Annotated in this window: 14 protein-coding genes; 13 read left to right on the top strand and 1 reads right to left on the bottom strand. The window is 47.0% G+C overall.

From position 1 onward, the window contains the following. Positions 1-32 precede the first annotated feature (32 nt). Positions 33-401, bottom strand: coding sequence for a hypothetical protein (locus J8N69_RS00415; RefSeq protein ID WP_168822103.1), 369 nt, complete (start codon positions 399-401; stop codon positions 33-35). Between the two features lie 141 nt (positions 402-542). Here J8N69_RS00415 and J8N69_RS00410 point away from each other — a divergent pair, with 141 nt between their 5' ends. The 13 genes from J8N69_RS00410 to J8N69_RS00350 all read left to right on the top strand — a co-directional run bounded on the left by J8N69_RS00410 (position 543) and on the right by J8N69_RS00350 (position 18,924). Then, entirely contained in the window at positions 543-2,831 is a 2,289-nt protein-coding gene (locus J8N69_RS00410; protein ID WP_168822104.1) for a type I secretion system permease/ATPase, read from the top strand. Continuing rightward, the gene (locus J8N69_RS00405; protein ID WP_227803925.1) at positions 2,831-4,165 is read left to right on the top strand and encodes an HlyD family type I secretion periplasmic adaptor subunit; all 1,335 of its coding nucleotides are present in this window, start codon (positions 2,831-2,833) and stop codon (positions 4,163-4,165) included. Before J8N69_RS00410 ends, J8N69_RS00405 begins: the two co-directional genes overlap by 1 nt. 105 nt (positions 4,166-4,270) lie before the next feature. After that, on the top strand, positions 4,271-4,906 hold the full coding sequence (locus J8N69_RS00400; RefSeq protein ID WP_168822106.1) for a response regulator transcription factor: 636 nt from the start codon (positions 4,271-4,273) through the stop codon (positions 4,904-4,906). Between the two features lie 254 nt (positions 4,907-5,160). Then, complete coding sequence (locus J8N69_RS00395; protein ID WP_168822107.1) at positions 5,161-5,766, top strand: ANTAR domain-containing response regulator; 606 nt, start codon at positions 5,161-5,163, stop codon at positions 5,764-5,766. Next, positions 5,763-6,968, top strand: coding sequence for a CmpA/NrtA family ABC transporter substrate-binding protein (locus J8N69_RS00390; protein WP_168822108.1), 1,206 nt, complete (start codon positions 5,763-5,765; stop codon positions 6,966-6,968). The genes J8N69_RS00395 and J8N69_RS00390 overlap by 4 nt, the downstream gene beginning before the upstream one ends. Before the next feature lie 352 nt (positions 6,969-7,320). After that, a complete protein-coding gene (locus tag J8N69_RS00385; protein WP_168822109.1) occupies positions 7,321-8,733 on the top strand; it encodes a CmpA/NrtA family ABC transporter substrate-binding protein in 1,413 nt (470 codons plus the stop codon). A gap of 35 nt (positions 8,734-8,768) precedes the next feature. Next, on the top strand, positions 8,769-9,740 hold the full coding sequence (locus tag J8N69_RS00380) for an ABC transporter permease (protein WP_168822110.1): 972 nt from the start codon (positions 8,769-8,771) through the stop codon (positions 9,738-9,740). A gap of 40 nt (positions 9,741-9,780) precedes the next feature. Further along, the gene (locus J8N69_RS00375) at positions 9,781-10,632 is read left to right on the top strand and encodes an ABC transporter ATP-binding protein (RefSeq protein ID WP_168822111.1); all 852 of its coding nucleotides are present in this window, start codon (positions 9,781-9,783) and stop codon (positions 10,630-10,632) included. Beyond that, positions 10,625-11,905, top strand: a complete 1,281-nt coding sequence (locus J8N69_RS00370) for an NAD(P)/FAD-dependent oxidoreductase (RefSeq protein WP_168822112.1) — start codon at positions 10,625-10,627, stop codon at positions 11,903-11,905. Before J8N69_RS00375 ends, J8N69_RS00370 begins: the two co-directional genes overlap by 8 nt. Before the next feature lie 71 nt (positions 11,906-11,976). Continuing rightward, the gene (gene nirB, locus J8N69_RS00365) at positions 11,977-14,547 is read left to right on the top strand and encodes a nitrite reductase large subunit NirB (protein ID WP_168822113.1); all 2,571 of its coding nucleotides are present in this window, start codon (positions 11,977-11,979) and stop codon (positions 14,545-14,547) included. Between the two features lie 4 nt (positions 14,548-14,551). Further along, complete coding sequence (gene nirD, locus J8N69_RS00360) at positions 14,552-14,884, top strand: nitrite reductase small subunit NirD (protein WP_168822114.1); 333 nt, start codon at positions 14,552-14,554, stop codon at positions 14,882-14,884. A gap of 339 nt (positions 14,885-15,223) precedes the next feature. Beyond that, complete coding sequence (locus J8N69_RS00355) at positions 15,224-17,917, top strand: nitrate reductase (RefSeq protein WP_168822115.1); 2,694 nt, start codon at positions 15,224-15,226, stop codon at positions 17,915-17,917. Further along, a complete protein-coding gene (locus tag J8N69_RS00350; RefSeq protein ID WP_227803924.1) occupies positions 17,914-18,924 on the top strand; it encodes a glycosyl transferase family protein in 1,011 nt (336 codons plus the stop codon). Before J8N69_RS00355 ends, J8N69_RS00350 begins: the two co-directional genes overlap by 4 nt. Positions 18,925-18,926 lie beyond the last annotated feature (2 nt).

The following is an 18,926-nucleotide window of genomic DNA, read 5'->3' as shown; positions in this document are numbered from 1 at the left end:
GGCCAACCGCTGAGGCGAGGTGGGTTGTGCCGCTAAATTAATAAGTCCTCGTTTCCGTCATTGTGATTGTTGTTCGTCATTAGGTTGTCGTCTTGATTGTTATGCACTCCCCGCACCCATTTTCGCCCAAGTAGCTTTTTCTGTGCGGCCAGCGGCAGCTCGGTAAACTGTATTAAGCGCTTTTCTGTCAGCAGATCGATTAAATCTTCCAAAATACGCATCATATCGCTGTCTGAGTTTTCCAGTATTTCTTGTGTGCTTTTGCTTGATGTGGCGAATTTTTTCTCTAATAGCATGGCAACCGTTGGCTCATTGGGAGCGACCAATAACTTGTACTCATCTGATTGGGCGGTTGCTACATCTATTATCTCTCCATTGTCATTTACTTTTGCGTATAGCATGTTGATTTCCTTCAGTGTTTCAATTTGTAGCCCGTGGGCTTGTTTGCTTCCCATATTACTTAATAAACACTATTCTAGACCAGAATAAATGAATAATGGCTTTGTAAACTGGGTATTTAAATGGTTAGGAGAATATAGAGTATGTCTGACTCTGGTCGTTCAGAACAGGACTCTTCGTCACCTTTAGAAAATGACTCTTACGACGAAAATACCGTCGTTAACGAGTCCAGCGAGGGAATGACAGAGGCATTAGATGGCGATGAAGAGCGTAAAAGCTCATCGCAGTGGGACACTCAGGAAGCCTCATTAGAATACCCCAATCCGCTTTTAGACTGCTTGGTTTTGTTGAGCAAGTACTTTCATAATCCCTACACGGCTGACGGTATTGCCGCGGGTCTTCCGATTACAGACAACGCAATGACTCCCGCCTTGTTTCAGCGAGCCGCACAGCGAATCGGCATCAGCGCGCGTTTTGTCAAACGTGAATTGAAGAAAATCCCCGAGATGGTGTTGCCCACCGTGCTGTTATTAAAAGACCAGCAAGCTTGTGTGTTGCTGGAGGTTGATCATGCGCAAGGCACGGCTAAAATATTGCGTCCAGAGTCCGGAGAAGGTGAGATTGTGTTGTCTTTGCCATCTCTTGATGACGCCTATACGGGCTATTGTTTTTTTGTGCGCCCCTTGTATCGATTTGATAAACGATCTGAAAATCGTGATGAGGATACGCGTAAAAAAAGCCATTGGTTTTGGGGGACGATTACTGACTCGTGGCGCATTTATCGAGATGTTTTTATCGCCTCATTGTTGATTAATATTTTTGCCGTTGCCAGCCCTCTTTTTGTGATGAATGTGTACGACCGAGTGGTGCCGAATAATGCCTTTGACACGCTTTGGGTGTTGGCGATCGGGGCCGCAGTGGTGTATTTATTTGATTTTTTATTGCGCACTTTAAGGGCGTACTTTATTGATATTGCTGGGAAAAAATCCGACATCTTGATATCTTCAGCAATTTTTTCCAAGGTTAATAACATTACTATGGCGTCTCGGCCTAAGTCGGTAGGGGCCTTTGCGAAGAATCTTCAAGAGTTTGAAAGTATCCGCGATTTTATCACCTCGGCTTCGATTACGACCTTGGTTGATATTCCATTCATGTTTTTAATTGTTGGGGTGATCTGGCTGATTGGTGGCCCGGTTGGGTATATTCCTCTTGTGACCATTACCTTGATTATTTTGTACAGCGTTATTATTCAGGTGCCTTTGCGTCGTTCCATTGAGGAAGGGCAAAAAACCGCGTCGCAAAAAAATGCCGTGTTGATTGAAAGCCTTTATAACGCGGAAACAATGAAGCTCAACAATGCCGAAGGCGTGATGCAAAAACAGTGGGAAAGCGCGGTAGGGAATATTGCTGACTGGGGCGTGAAAACGCGTCAACTGTCACAGTCTTCGTCGTCTTTTGCCATGGTGGCGCAGCAGCTGACGACGGTTATCATTGTTATCGTTGGGGTGTATCAGATATCCGAAGGGTTGATGAGCATGGGGGCATTGGTGGCAGCGGTGATGTTAACCGGTCGCGCGCTTGCCCCAATGGCTCAGGTTGCCAGCTTGGCAACACGCTATAACCAAGCCAAATCGGCGTTTACCGCGTTGAATGAAATTATGTCGTCCCCCGTGGAGAAACCAGACGATGTGAAGTTTGTGCATCGTCCCGTATTCAAGGGGGATTTTCAATTCGAGGCGGTCAGTTTTTCTTATCCCGACCAAGAGCAGGCCGCGGTCAGTGCCATTAATATTAATATTAGACAAGGCGAAAAAGTCGCGATTATTGGTCGTATTGGCTCGGGTAAATCGACCTTGGGTAAATTGATGACAGGGCTTTATACGCCAGACAGTGGTGCGATAAGAATCGATGGCGTGGATTTAAGGCAAGTTAACCCAACCGATTTGCGGCGCAATATCGGGGCGGTTTCACAAGACGTTAATTTGTTTTATGGCTCGATCAAAGACAATATCGTGATGGGCGTGCCTTATATGGACGATGAGTCGATTATACGTGCTGCCGATTTGTCTGGTGTGTCTGAATTTGCCAATCGAAAACCGAGCGGTTTAGACAGTCTTGTTGGAGAGCGAGGCATGTTGCTATCGGGAGGGCAGCGACAGAGCATCGCAATCGCAAGGGCGCTGCTCTTTGATCCGCCTATTTTGATCCTAGATGAACCCACGGCGTCGATGGACAACACCACCGAGTCGCGGATGAAGCGGCGTTTAATCGACGGTGTAAAGGATAAGACGTTGATCTTGATCACGCATAAAGCCTCTATGTTAGATATGGTGGAGCGTATTATTGTGATGGACAATGGTCGTTTAATTGCAGATGGTCCAAAAGCACAAGTCCATGAAGCCCTACGCCAAGGCAAACTGAAGGTCAGTTAATGATGAGTGATAAAAAATCAATTGCGCAAAGTGATTTAGACTATTTGACCGATCGTAATGCGGCTTTAATGCTAAAAGCGCCTCGTGGCGGGCGGATTATTTTATGGGTGGTTTTCATCTTTGTGGCGGTTGCTCTGGTATGGGCGAACCATGCCTCGCTAGACGAGGTAACCGTCGGTGAAGGCAAGGTCATTCCTTCGAGCCAAGTGCAGCAAATTCAAAATCTAGAAGGAGGGATTCTAAAAGACATTCGTGCCCAAGTGGGGCAGGTTGTTGAAATGGGTCAGGTGTTGATGACGATTGAGAATACGGAAGCCTTGTCTTCATTGCGGGAGCAACAGGCGGAAGTGATTAACCTACAGGTTCGTGCGATTCGTTTACAAGCTGAGTCTGAAGGTATTTCTCCTAATTTTGATGTTGATTTGATAAAACAAGCCCCATTGGTGGTGAACCGAGAATTGGATTTATACAACAATCGCCTAACCTCTTTGCAGGCGAGTCAAGTTGGCTTTCAACAACAAATAGAACAGAAGAAACAAGAGATTGTCGAGTTACAAGCCAAGTTAGAGAATTTAAAGCAGAGCTTTGCTTTTTCTAAAGAGGAACTGGCGTTAACGCGTCCAGCGTTTGAACAGGGGGCGGTTTCAAGGGTTGAGCTGTTGCAATTGGAGCGAGAAGTGAATCAATTGCAAGGGGATTTAGAAGCAGCGCAATTGGCCGCTCCTAGAGCGTTGTCGGCATTAAAAGAAGCGCAAAGTAAGCTCAAAGAAAGTGCTGCGACGTTCCGAGCGGAGGCCCAAGAAGATTTAACCGGGGTGCGCAGTAAACTAGACCAACTAAGAGAAGCGAGCGTGTCACTTGAAGATAAAGTCTCAAGAACACAGGTGCGTTCGCCAGTAAAAGGGATTGTCAAACAACTGCAAATTAACACGGTAGGTGGCGTGATAAAACCGGGCATGAATCTGATGGAAATAGTGCCAATAGAAGATTCTTTATTGATTGAGGCAAGGGTACGTCCTGAGAATATTGGTTTTATACAGCCCAATTTTAATGCCGTGGTAAAACTTTCTGCGTATGACTTCGCTATTTTTGGTGGCCTGCATGGCAAGGTGGAAAATATCAGTGCTGATACCATCTTAGATGAGGAAGGCAACAGCTTTTATTTGGTTAGGGTGAAAACAGACAAAAATTATTTAGGCACAGAGCAGGCGCCTTTGCCGATTATTCCGGGTATGCAAGCAACAGTAGACATTATTACTGGTAAGAAAACCTTGTTGGATTATCTGTTAAAGCCGGTTTTAAAGGCGAAGCAAAACGCGCTTCGTGAGCGTTAATTACAAAAAAATCTAGTGGCTCGATAGAAAATAACAAATGTTAACATTTCATTTGTATTTGCTGGTTAAAATAGTCAAATCGCACTTAAAGGGACGAGATTCATTTTGAACATTTTGTGTTGGAATACAAACGAAGATGTATGGAAGCATTGGAAACAAATCGTCAGTTCTAGTGTTGTATTGGCTCGTGTTGAGACGTTGGCTGATACACAGGATGCGCTATCAATGGCGTCGGCAGACTTTCGTTATTGTTTTGTTTATTTAGACGATCAAAACTTTTCGAAGCAAGTTGAAGAGGTTGTCGCCTTGCGATTGGCTTTTCCTCAACAAAAACTTATCGTATTTCCCAACCAATCTAGTCAATCTGCGGCGCTGAGGCTTTTTTCTGTTGGGGTGAACGGGCAATGTGCTCCTTATATTGGTAAAGAGCAGTTGTCTTTGGTTTTGTCCGTGATTGATTCGGGTGAAATTTGGGGCGGGAAAGCGTTTATCCAGCAGTTAATTATGCAGTCGGCAGGTGTTTCATCTTCTGCTGACGGTAGCCTTCGAAGCTTGTCGGAACGTGAATGGGATGTCGCGCAATATGTGGCTAAAGGTTTGTCTAATAAGCACATTGCGTCAGCGATGAATATTACCGAACGCACGGTAAAAGCCCATCTGACGTCTATTTTCAAAAAGACAGATACGAAAGATAGGTTGTCACTTGCTTTGTTGGCAAAGCGATATGACACGGCGCTTTAATCTATAAAACGCCATGGTTTATTAAAACACGGTATTTAACACATATTGTGTGCATTGATTTGGTTCTTGAGACTTTTAATCTGCACTTTTTTTGCACACCATCGTGCTTTCTCTTCTTAAATCCCTATTTTATTTGTCTTTAAAGCCCTAAATAGGCTTTTTTAGTCTCTTTTTGTCATTTCTTCGATTGTCAAAATGGCGCACATATTGCATCTGCTTAAAGGTCGTTTATTGTTTTTTTAAGAGAATGCACCATGCCAGCGCCCCCAGCAAAAGAGTTGACCGTAATGCTTGTTGATAATGAGCCCGCGCGAGCCGCTATTGTCGAGCAGGCGATGCTAGATAACGGTTATCGTGTTATTAGACGACTGGAAAATGCTAAAAATTTGACAGAAGCGGTGAATGAGTCCCAACCGGATATGGTGATTATTGATATTGAATCCCCTGACAGAGATATGTTGGAAAATATGTCCCGCCTTACTCAAGACAACCCGCGTCCCATTGTGATGTTCGCCGAAGAAGACGACTCTCGACACGTAGAGGCCGCCATTCGAGCGGGTGTCAGTGCGTATGTTGTTGACGGTGTCAACAGCGCGAGTGTGAAGGCATTGCTGCAAGTTGCCATTGCACGATTTCGAGAATTCCAAGCATTAAGGTCTGAACTGGAATCGGTAAAAACTCAGCTTGAGGATCGTAAGCTGATAGACAAAGCGAAAGGACTAATAATGAAACATCAAAAATGTGATGAGCCCGCTGCCTATCAAGCATTGAGAAAGCTAGCGATGGATCGCAGTCAGCGTATGACGGATGTGGCGCGAAATGTGATTGCGGTGATGGATTTGATGGGAGGTTCAAAATGAGCTTAGTGGAAACAAGTAATATCATGCAGAGTGCTGAGCCAGTGCGTATTGGTTTTATCCCGTTAATTGATTGTGCGCCCTTTGTGATTGCCCAGGAAAAGGGCTTTTTTACCCAAGAGGGCGTGGCGGTGGCGTTGTCGAAAGAAGCCTCCTGGGCCAGTATCCGCGATAAAGTGGCGTTCAACCTGCTCGATGGCGCGCATATGTTGGCCTCTATGCCGATTGCCGCCAGTTTGGGCATTGGTACGATCAAAACCGCCATGCAAACCAGCTTTACGGTGAGCCATAACGGCAATGGTATCACTGTGGCTAATGTGCTTTATGAACAGTTGCAAGACTTTGCCGAAGCGTCGGTGGATATTCGTACCGGCGTCGCATTAAGGCGACTTATAGATCACCGAGGTGCGAAGGCTGCGCCGCTGCGTTTTGCGATTGTGTACCCTTATTCTTCGCATAATTATCAGTTACGCGACTGGCTTAGCCGAGCTGGGATTGACTCAGATAAAGACGTTCAAATTATTGTTGTGCCTCCGGTGAAGATGCTTGATAGCCTAAAACAAGGTGACATTGACGGTTATTGTGTGGGCGAACCTTGGAACAGTTTGGCTGTTGAGCAGGGGGTTGGTCATATGTTGGTAACCGGCTATGAGATTTGGGGCAGCACACCGGAAAAAGTATTTGGCGTAAACACCCACTGGGCTGAGCAACATCAAGCGGCTCATCTTGCGATTATTCGAGCGCTAGAAAAGGCCTGTGGTTGGGTAGACGACATCAATAATCAAACAGAATTGTTGAATATATTAAGCCACCCAGATTATCTCAATTGCACGCTAGAGCAGCTGGTTTATGGCTTTAGCGCGATTAAGCCCAAAGGCCAGTTTGATTGGCCGATGAAGGCTTACCAACGCTTTTCTGGCCGTGATATCAACAAACCGTTACCGAGTTACGCTTTATGGATTATGGCGCAGATGCATCGATGGCAACAATTGGGCGACCAACAAATAGGCCAAATCAGCTCTCTTAATCATCTGGCGGAGCAGGTGTATCGCCAGGGGTTGTATTATAAGGCATTGGGTTTGCCAGAAGAAAACGACGCCACGTGGCGCTTATCGACTGAGGAAGAAAGCACCTGGCTGGAGTCTGTGGCCGCTGGCAAGATACGCTTGCATCCTGAAGGGATTTTGAAAGGCTTTGAAAGCTAAGGATCTGTCTTTTTTTAGTGCGTTGTGCGTGATGATTGGGCAATAAGTTAGAATTTTAGTTTGAACGGTTTGTTATAATTTTCATAAATGATAAAAAAAATATTATAAATCATCTAGTTAGATTTATTGGCATGCTGTGTGCTTTGCTAAGAACAGAGATAACGAAGAACAGAAAAGCATAGAACTTTAAAATTTTTGGTGAGATTAACAACGATGGTTAATGATCACTCACATTATGGTTAGTCCAATGTAGGACTTTCTTTGAATGGCAAAGGCGCCTGTGAACACATGATATGTGATTTACATGCGCCTTTTTTTGTTTTTAAACGACCCTTTGATGCGGAGTGTGACGATGACCCTAAGATTTTTGAAAGCGGTAACCCCTTTACCGACACGTGTAACGGCTACCTCAAAAGCCAGTCTTTCGCTACTCGTGGCTTCTGTACTCTGGTCTGGTGTCGCCCATGCCGAGCTGGGTTATGCCGAAAAAGAAGAACTGAAGTTTGGTTTTATTAAATTAACGGACATGGCGCCATTGGCCATAGCGTATGAAAAAGGTTATTTCGAAGATGAAGGTTTGTACGTCACTTTAGAAGCGCAAGCCAACTGGAAAGTACTGTTAGACCGAGTGATTGATGGTCAGCTAGATGGTGCTCATATGCTAGCGGGCCAGCCACTGGGGGCCACGATAGGGTACGGCACGAAAGCTCACATTGTGACGGCTTTTAGCATGGATTTGAACGGTAATGCGATCACGGTTTCCAATACAGTGTGGGATGAAATGAAGAAAAACATCCCGGATGGCCCTGATGGCAAGCCCCTTCACCCAATTAGTGCCAGTGCGTTAAAGCCAGTGATTGATGGCTATAAAGCCCAAGGTAAGCCATTCAAAATGGGCATGGTGTTTCCGGTTTCTACGCATAACTACGAGCTGCGTTACTGGCTGGCGGCCGGCGGCATTCATCCTGGTTACTATGCTCCGGCTAAAGGGGATACCAGCGGCTACATAAATGCCGATGCTCTACTGTCGGTAACGCCACCACCACAAATGCCCGCCACCATGGAAGCGGGAACCATATCCGGTTATAGCGTAGGCGAACCGTGGAACCAACAAGCGGTGTTTAAAGGTATTGGGGTGCCAGTCATTACGGATTATGAAATCTGGAAAAACAACCCAGAGAAAGTCTTTGGGGTGAGCAGTGACTGGGCAGAACAATACCCCAATACCCACATTCGAGTCGTAAAAGCGATGATTCGCGCGGCCAAATGGTTAGACGAAAACAACAACGCCAACCGTCCCGAAGCGGTCAAGATACTCTCGCGTAGCCAATATGTTGGGGCCGATTATGAGGTGATTGCCAATAGCATGACAGGCACCTTTGAGTATGAAAAAGGCGACAAGCGTGAGATCCCAGACTTTAACGTGTTTTTCCGTCATCACGCTACTTACCCATATTACAGCGATGCGATTTGGTCTCTCACGCAAATGCGTCGTTGGGGGCAAATTGCCGAGCCAAAATCCGATGAATGGTTTATGAAGATCGCCAAAGACGTTTATCGTCCAGACATTTATGCTCAGGCGGCAAACGCCTTAATCGAAGACGGACTGATGACAGCGTCTGAGTTTCCTGATTTCGATAAAGAGGACGGCTTTAAACCACCGCAAAGTGATTTTATTGATGGTGTGACGTATGACGGTAAATACCCAAATGATTATCTGAAAAGCTTCAAAATCGGTTTAAAAGACGACGATCTTTTATTTTAGAGGCGAGTTCAATCAACAGGACAAGTGAGAAAAAAATGATGATACCCAGCGTAACCATGGCTTCTTTAAAAGACAAAATCAGTGCCTTTTCGTTTAAGGGGGTTTTGCTGCCTATCTTTGGGATTGTGGTGTTTATTTTACTCTGGCAAGCAGGCGCCAGCCGAGTACATACCTCATTAGGCGAGTTTCCTGGTCCTGCTGTTGTCTATGAGCAATGGAATGGCCTAGTAGCAGAACATCAAAATGAGCGCGTCAAGGCGGATAAGTTCTATGTGCGTCAAGAGGAGCGTATTGCTGAGCGACAAGCCAAAGACCCAAGCTATGAGGGGACGTTAAGAGATTACACGGGCAAGCCGACGTTTTTTGATCAGATATTCACCAGTCTTTATACGGTGTTAGCGGGCTTTGGTTTGGCCAGCTTAATTGCCATTCCTCTGGGGATTTTAATTGGTTTAAACCGCTCGGTGTACAGCGCGTTGAATCCTGTTATTCAGGTATTCAAGCCGGTTTCTCCATTGGCATGGTTGCCTTTGGTGACCATGATTGTGAGTGCCAGTTATGTGTCGGATGACCCGATGTTTTCCAAATCTTTTCTGACGTCCATGTTCACGGTGACCTTGTGTTGTATGTGGCCAACGCTGATTAATACCGCGGTTGGTGTGGCTGCGGTGGAGAAAGATTTGCTTAACGTTTCCAAAGTATTGCGCCTTGGTTGGATGACTCATGTGATGAAAATTGTCATTCCGTCAGCGATTCCCTTGATGTTTACCGGTTTGCGTTTATCGCTTGGTATTGCGTGGATGGTCTTGATTGCGGCGGAAATGTTGGCGCAAAACCCCGGCTTAGGAAAATTTGTTTGGGATGAATTTCAGAATGGCAGTTCGAATTCATTGGGCCGAATTATGGTGGCGGTATTGATGATTGGTTTCATCGGTTACTTGCTAGACCGAGTGATGCTGACGATTCAGCGTTTTGTTTCTTGGGATAAAACTCAAGTGCTTCGTTAAGCAATACATTCATTAGAAATCCGCTAATTGGAGAAAAATCATGGCGACACATTTAGACATCAGTCAGGTTTCGATTGAGTTTCCAACGCCAAAAGGGCCGTTTAAAGCGCTGGACAATGTCAGCTTGAAAATAGCGAAAGGCGAGTTTGTTTCACTGATTGGTCATTCGGGTTGCGGTAAATCCACCGTACTAAATATTGTGGCGGGTTTGTACGACGCAACGGAAGGTGGGATTTTATTAGATGGTCGAGAAGTGAAAGGGCCAGGGCCCGAGCGAGCGGTCGTGTTTCAAAATCATTCTTTGCTGCCTTGGCTAACCGCTTATCAAAATGTTGAATTGGCGGTGAAACAAGTTTTTCGCAAAACCAAATCGAAGAAAGAAATGCATGACTGGATTATGCATAACCTAGAGTTAGTGCACATGACCCATGCGGCGGACAAACGCCCAGATGAAATTTCAGGTGGGATGAAGCAGCGTGTGGGTATTGCCCGCGCCTTGGCGATGGAACCGAGTGTTCTATTGATGGATGAGCCTTTTGGCGCTTTGGATGCTTTGACGCGTGCGCACTTGCAGGACTCTTTGATGGAAATTCAAAAAGACCTAAACAATACCGTGATTATGATCACCCATGACGTGGATGAAGCGGTTCTATTGTCTGATCGTATTGTGATGATGACAAACGGACCCGCCGCCACAGTTGGGGAAATTCTACATGTGGATTTAGAGCGTCCACGGGATCGTTTAGCCTTGGCGAAAGACCCCCGTTATGTGGATTATCGAACTCAAGTACTGACTTTCTTGTATGAAAAACAACGCAAAGTCGAGCCGATTCAAGGCGGCGTAAAAGCCGCAAAAGCGTCGCCAGCTAAGGCTAAGGTCGCCCATGCTTAACTTAGTGCGTCAGGCAAACACTGTGCGTCAAGCAAACACTGTACGTCAGGCAAGTAAGCAGCGTCGCTTGGTGATTGTTGGCGGCGGTATGGCAGGCAGCAAACTGGCTGATGAGGTGTTAAAAGCACATGGCGATGACTATCAAATTATTTTGATCGGGGAAGAGCGCCAGGTCGGTTATAACCGAATCATGCTGTCGTCTTTGTTGGCGAGTGATATTACCCACCTAGATATGCCGCTGGTGGACGTCGATGCGATGCAAAAAAACGGCGTCAATGTCATTTCAAATACCCCAGTGACGAGCATCAATGTGGCCGCCAAAAGCGTGTCGTTAGCCAGTGGCCAAGACATTGATTATGACCAGTTAGTGGTGGCGACAGGGTCGCGAGCAAGCATATTACCGATTGATGGCGCAGAAGCCCCCAATGTGATGGGCTTTCGTACTTGGCAAGATGTTGAGCGGATGACGCAGCTGGAAACGTGTCAATCAGTGTGTGTGATTGGCGGCGGGCTTTTAGGCTTAGAAGCGGCGGTTGGTTTGGCGAAGCGCGGTCACAAGGTGACGGTTTTTCATCGCTCAAATTGGCTGTTAAATCGTCAATTAGACGCCGAAGCAGCTGAGCTTTTGCTCACTCGACTGAAACAAATGGGCATTGAGTTTCGTCTTGGTGAATCGCCGGTGTGCTTTTTGCACTCAGAAGACGGGCTAGTGAATCAGTTACTAAGCCAAGATGGTTCAGTGCTGAATGTCGATTTAGTGGTCATGGCGGCGGGTATTACACCGGAAGTTACCTTAGCTAAAACGGCTGGATTAGCCACTAATCGGGCAATTTTAGTCGATGAACAGATGAAGACCTCTCACGCTGATGTGTTTGCCTTGGGAGAATGTTGTGAATTTGAACAACAAACCTTTGGTTTGGTCGCGCCGATTTGGACTCAGATAAACGTTTTAATAAAGGTATTGGCTGGAGAGGTCGCTCGATTTGAAATCGAGCCCACGCCGATAAAATTAAAAGTGTCAGGAGTGAATCTTTTTTCAGTCGGAAGGATTCAACCTTCAGACGAGGACCGCTGCATCTTTTTTAAAGATGTGGGCGCAAATCATTACCGCAAGCTGGTGGTCAACGATGGCTTACTGGTTGGGGCAATTTTATATGGCAACGTCGCCGATGGAAGCTGGTATTTCCAGCTAATTCAAAATAAGACCAATGTCTCTGACATGCTCGATTTACTGGTGTTTGGTGAGGCGTATTGTCGCCCCCAAGTCGCCTGAATTAAGTTGTTTTAGAGATTGCTAGCCGTTAGGCATGTTACTTAAACAAGGGTTACCGCAAGGGGAATACAATGACGTCAACCGTGTCTTTTCTTACCACAAAACCGCATCTCGTTGTCATTGGCAATGGCATGGTCGGCCACCATTTTATTGAGCAAATTATTGCCCAAGGTGGCCATGAAGCCTTTCATATTACTGTGTTTGGGGAAGAGCCGTATTTGGCCTATGACCGTGTGCATCTAAGTGAATATTTCACCGGAAAGGGCGCGGCCGATTTGGCCATGACCGATGGCTCTTTATACGACCGCCATGGCGTGCGCTACTTTACCAACAGTTTGGTGACCGAGATTGATCGGGATGCTCAGCAATTATTACTGCAAAATGGCAAGCGCTTGCCTTATGACAAGCTTGTTTTAGCGACGGGTTCTTATCCTTTTGTGCCACCCATTCCGGGGCATCAACGCGAGAACACCTTTGTGTATCGTACCCTTGATGATTTGGATGCGATTCGAGCTTGTGCGCAACAAGTGACACGAGGCACGGTGGTTGGCGGTGGTTTGCTGGGCTTAGAAGCCGCGAATGCACTAAAAAATCTCGGATTGGAAACCAGCGTGGTGGAGTTTGCACCACGTTTAATGCCGGTTCAGCTTGATGAAAAAGGCGGTGCTGTGCTGAAAGAAATGATCGAAGGTTTAGGTGTGAAGGTGTATACCGACACGGCAACCAAAGACATTGTGGAGGGGGAAAGTGCCTTTCATCGAATGAACTTTGCGGATGGCTCTCATCTTGAAACGGATCTGATTTTATTCTCTGCTGGTATTCGACCACAAGACGCCTTGGCGCATCAGTCAGGGCTAACCGTGGGGGAGCGGGGCGGGATTAGCGTCAACAATCATTGTCAAACCAGTGATGAAAGTATTTATGCGATTGGCGAATGTGCCCTTTGGAATAATCGTATTTTTGGTTTGGTGGCACCGGGTTACGCCATGGCAAAATCGGCTGCAGGGCATTTACTGGCTGATTTTTTAGGGCAGGTTGGTGTGACCTTTACGGGCGCAGACATGAGCACCAAGCTAAAGTTACTGGGCTGTGACGTAGGCTCGGTTGGCGATGCACATGCGCAATCCCAAGGCTGTAAAGTCTTTGTGTATCAAGATGAAATCAGCCAAAGCTACCGCAAAATGGTGGTCTCGGAAGACGGTAAGAAACTATTGGGTGCTGTTTTGGTTGGTGACAACAGTTATTACGACACCTTGCTGCAATATTATCTCAATGGGATTGATCTACCCGCACAAGCGCAAGCGCTTATTTTACCGGCCATGGACGGCGCACCCGTTGGATTAGGTGTGGATGCCTTGCCTGCGACAGCCTCGATCTGTAGTTGTCATAACGTGTCTAAGCAAGATATCAGTGACGCGGTTTGCAATGGTGCTTTGTCAGTAGGGGATGTGAAAGGCGTGACGAAAGCGGCGACTGGCTGTGGCGGTTGCGCGGCATTATTGAAAAAAGTCGTTGATAACGAGCTGCTGGCATTGGGTGTTGAGGTTAGCACGGACATTTGTGAGCATTTTGCTTATACACGCCAAGACTTATATAACCTGATTAAAGTAGAAGGCATTAAAAGCTTTGCTACGTTATTACAAAAATACGGTAAGGGTCATGGTTGTGAGATTTGCAAGCCAGCAGTGGGCTCTATTTTAGCGAGCGTATGGAATGACTATGTGCTGAAAAAAGAGCACATTAGCTTGCAAGACACCAATGATCGTTTCTTGGCCAATATGCAAAAAGACGGCACTTACTCCATTGTACCGCGTATTCCGGGGGGCGAAATTACCCCGGATAGATTGATCGTGTTGGGTAAAGTGGCAAAGGAATACGGTTTGTATACCAAGGTAACAGGCGGCCAGCGTATCGATTTGTTTGGAGCAACCTTGTCACAATTGCCAGAAATTTGGCAAAAGTTAATTGCTGCAGGCTTTGAAACGGGTCAAGCCTATGGTAAGTCGCTCCGGACAGTAAAATCCTGTGTCGGCAGCACTTGGTGTCGTTATGGCGTTAATGACAGCATGAAGATGGCGATTGATCTAGAAAATCGTTATAAGGGGTTGCGCTCGCCCCATAAAATCAAATTCGCGGTGTCGGGTTGCACAAGGGAGTGCGCCGAAGCACAAAGCAAAGACATTGGCGTGATTGCCACTGAGGGCGGTTGGAACTTATATGTTTGTGGCAATGGTGGCATGAAGCCGCGCCATGGTGATTTGTTTGCCAAAGACTTGGATGACGAAACGCTGGTCAAATACATCGATCGCGTATTGATGTTTTACACTAAAACCGCCGATCGATTGCAACGAACTTCCGTTTGGATGGATGGCTTAGAAGGGGGCTTGGATTATCTTAAAGACGTGGTAATTAACGACAAACTGGGGTTGTGCGCTGAGCTTGAAGCGAGCATGCAGCATGTTGTTGAGACCTTTCAGTGCGAATGGAAAACCACCTTAGAAGACCCCGATGCGCTTAAAACCTTCCGTCAATTTGTCAACTATGAGGGAAGTGATAACAATGTAGTGTTTGTTGAAGAGCGTAATCAAATGCGTCCAGCGACGGATGTAGAAAAGCAGCAACTCATTGCGAAGGTGGGCTAATACGATGACGATACAGTGGAAAATGGTGTGTAAGCAAAGTGATTTAGTGTCAGGTGCTGGCGTTGCTGCCATGGTAAATGGTGAACAAGTGGCGCTTTTTTATGTACCGGAGTCTGAGAAAAAAGTGTATGCGATTGGCAACTGGGATCCCGTCGGAAAAGCCAATGTTTTGTCTAGAGGCTTGGTGGCGCACCTGAAAAATGAATGGGTTGTCGCCAGTCCTTTGTATAAACAGCACTTTGTGCTGGCATCGGGTCAATGCCTTGAAGAAGAGGTTAAGGTGCCTTATTGGGAAGCGAAACTAGAGGGTGACGCGGTGTATATCGCGCTGCATTAATCACAACACCTTAGCCAAAGCACCTTAATTGCCGTGGATAACAGTGCATTTTGTGGGTGATTTGCACTGTTTGAGGGCTTTCTCGACGTGCATTAGGATGATTTACCGGACTGTTTGATCATCAGCGCCATGAATAATAAGAAATGCGCGCTTAATCGTGATTTTTTTGATTTTGGCTTACTTATTGCTTTGTTACAGGTAACTGATGCGCCGTAAACCGACGATGGTTTACCCATAAAGCATACAGATATGACAAAAGGCAACGAGGCCCAATGACTTTTTCAGAAAAGTGATTGGGCTTTTTTTTGCTTAAAAATGCGAAAAGTGTGAGGAGGGTCTATGACGGTAACAAGCACGACAGCAACCAGCGTAAAAACGACCTGTCCATATTGTGGGGTTGGCTGTGGCGTGAATCTATCTCTTCCTAGTGCATCTATGGATGCGCTGCCGCCGGTTTCTGGCGATCTGGATCACCCAGCGAATTTTGGTCGCTTATGTGTCAAAGGCAGTAGCTTGGCGCAAACGATCCAGTCGGATGATCGTTTGCTAACGCCTAGGGTCAATGGTCAGCCCGTTGTTTGGGCGTCCGCCATTGAGACAGTGAGCGCGAAAATTTCTCAAGTCATTAAAGAGCATGGTCCTAATGCCTTTGCTTTTTACCTTTCTGGGCAGATTCTTACCGAAGATTATTATGTGGCCAATAAACTCGCCAAAGGCTTTATTGGCACCGCCAATGTGGATACCAATTCTCGTTTGTGCATGGCGTCTGCGGTGGTGGGTTACAAACGTGCGTTTGGCTCAGATACCGTGCCTTGCAACTATGAAGATTTAGAGCGCTGCGACTTGTTGATTATGGTCGGATCAAACGCCGCGTGGACGCATCCTATTTTGTATCAGCGCATTGCAGCGGCAAAAAAACAGCGACCCGCGATGAAAATTGTGGTGATTGACCCACGAGAAACCGCAACCTGTGATATTGCAGATTTGCACTTGGCGATTAAACCGGGCAGTGACGCGGCGATCTTTTCGTTTCTGCTGCAGTATTCGTCGCAAGCCGATATTTTGGATGGTGATTTTATTGCGCATCATACCAATGGTTTTGCTGACGCTTTGGCGCAAGCGCATGAGTCGACGCCGACCTTGTCTGCCACGGCGGCGTTTTGTGGTGTCAGTGAGCAAGATCTAGCCAGCTTAGCCCGCTGGTGGTGCGATACGCCGAACACAGTAACTTTTTATTCTCAAGGCGTGAATCAGTCTTCGTCTGGCGTCGACAAATGCAACGCGATTATTAACTGTCATTTGGCCACGGGTCGTATTGGCAAGGAAGGCGCCGGGCCGTTTTCGATTACGGGTCAACCCAATGCCATGGGCGGGCGAGAAGTGGGGGGCTTGGCTAATCAATTAGCGGCGCACATGGACTTTGCTACACCGGGTGCGCAGGAATTGGTGCAGCGTTTCTGGCAAGCGCCAAATATGGCGACAGAAAATGGCTTGAAAGCCGTTGATTTATTTCAGGCGATGGAGGAAGGCAAGGTCAAAGTGGTGTGGATTATGTCGACTAATCCCATGGTGAGTTTACCGGACACGGCGCAAGTCCGGCGCGCGCTGGAAAAGTGTGAGCTGGTGATTGTCAGTGATTGCAAGGCCCATACCGACACAACCGTGATGGCAGATGTGTTATTTCCCGCCACAGGTTGGAGTGAAAAAGACGGCACGGTGACGAATTCGGAACGACGCATCTCGCGCCAACGAGGCTTGCTACCTGCGCCGGGTGATGCCAAACATGATTGGTGGGCAATCTGTGAGGTGGCAAAAAGGCTTGGCTATCAATCGGCTTTTTCGTATCGAAATGTCCATGAAATCTTTGCTGAACATGCGGCGCTGTCGGCATTTGAAAACAATGGCAAACGTGATTTTGATATTGGTCATTTTAGCCAAATAACCAAGGCTGAATACGACGCTTTGACACCCGTGCAATGGCCTGTGCCAAAGGGCCGACCAGAAGGCACCAAGCGGATGTTCGAAGAGGGGCGTTTTTTTACCCCTGACGGACGAGCGCGATTTGTGCCCATTACGCCAGCTTTACCCAAAAACGCCACCTCACAAGAGTGGCCTTTCATGTTAAATACCGGGCGTGTGCGTGATCAGTGGCACACCATGACGAGAACCGGTGATGCAGCGTCATTGGCTAAACATACTGCGCAACCTTATGTGGAAATTCATCCTAAAGATGCAAAACGCCTTGGTATCAAAGACAAAACCTTGGTGCGCCTTACGTCGCCCTATGGTGAGGTTTTGTTAAAAGCCAAGTTGAGTCGTGCTGTTGCGCCAACGAATGTATTTGCGCCCATTCACTGGACGCAACAATTTGCCAATGCCTCGGTGGTGTCGAATTTGATTCCTCAAGTAGTGGATCCTTTGTCAGGGCAGCCAGAGTCTAAACATACGCCAGTGCAGCTCGAAGCGGTGACTGATATCTGTTACGGCATGGTGGTTTCCACCACAGAGCTGACCTTATCTGATTGTCTTTATTGGTGCCTCGTGCCATCTGAGCAGGGTTTTCATTACGAAGTCGTATGGCCACAAGGGCAGACTCAAATGGCCTTGAAGGCATTGAATAAAAGATTAAAAGGAGTGGAACAAGCCGAGTGGTTAGAGTATGCCAACCCGGTGACGCAGCAGCTTCGGCTGGCGCAGATTGTTCAGCGACGGCTTGTGTTGCTGGTGTATTTACACCCGCAGCCTGAGGCTATTGTTGCTGATTGGTTGGTGTCAACATTAGCCAGTGCAGAGCCTTTGTCAACTCAAGATAGAATCGCCATGCTAGTTGGAGCGCCTGCTAATGTGGAAGAAAAAGGTGACATTATCTGCTCTTGTTATCAAGTCGGCAGTTGGCAAATAGAAAAAGCCGTCGCAGACGGAGCCTGCTCTCTTGAGACCTTGGGGACACAATTAAAATGTGGCACCAATTGTGGTTCTTGCCTGCCTGAATTAAAACGTTTTATCCCTACAGCAACGGAGTTATCGGCATGATGATTTGCATGAGTAATGACTTCACGAATTATGTGAAAATCTTAGGGCGAGGCAAAAAAGGCGCGCGCAGTTTAACCGTAACAGAAGCGGAACATGCGATGAGCTTGATGTTGGCTGGCAAGGTAGCGCCAGAGCAATCGGGGGCTTTCTGGATGCTGATTCGCATACGAGAAGAGACGGTAGAGGAAACGGTGGGTTTTACCAAAGCGACTAGGGCGTATTTGTCAAAAAAACAGCCACTGGGCATAAAAGTCGATTTGGATTGGCCTGCTTATGCGGGTAAGCGCAATGAATTGCCTTGGTTTTTACTCGCGGCGTTGGCATTGAGCAACACCGGCGTGAAGATTGTCATGCACGGGCATACCTTTGAAGGGGAAAATAGATGGTATGTGGAGCATGCGATCAGTCAGTTGGGCTTGGCCGTTTGTCAATCGAGAGAAGACGTAAAACGCGCGCTCGAAACAACGAATTTTGCCTATTTGCCTCTGGCAAAAGTAGACCCTATGCTGGGGGGCATGATGAACCTTAAATATGTATTGGGGTTGCGTTCGCCGGTGAATACTGTGGTGCGTATGATGAATCCTTTTTTTGCGGATCACAGTGTGCACGGTGTGTTTCATCGTGGTTATGATCAGTTGCACCTGGCGGCTTGTGAACAATTAGGCGATGCGTCTGTGTTGGTGTTTCGGGGTGGTAATGGCGAGGCAGAAGTGAACCCAGAGCGAGATGTCACCTTGGGTAAATGGCAGCACGGCATGGCGAGCTGGTCTGATTGGCCCAAGGCGGAAAAAGAGCATAAACGCCTCAAAGACAATTTAGATTTGTCGCGTTTGACGGATCATTGGCGTGGCGATCAGCTTGATCAATTTGGTGAGCAAGCGGTGCGACAAACCATTGCCTCGGTTGCTGGACTGCTTTATGGTGTCGCCTCTCATGAGGACTGTCTTGTTCTGGCGGATGATATTTGGGCCAAGCGCGACAGGGCCTATTTTGATTCTGTTGCTTAAAC

This window comes from Marinomonas profundi (assembly GCF_020694005.1).
Lineage (GTDB): Bacteria > Pseudomonadota > Gammaproteobacteria > Pseudomonadales > Marinomonadaceae > Marinomonas > Marinomonas profundi.
The sequence above is the reverse complement of the archived record's forward strand: the minus strand, read 5'-3'. Positions and strand labels throughout refer to the sequence as shown.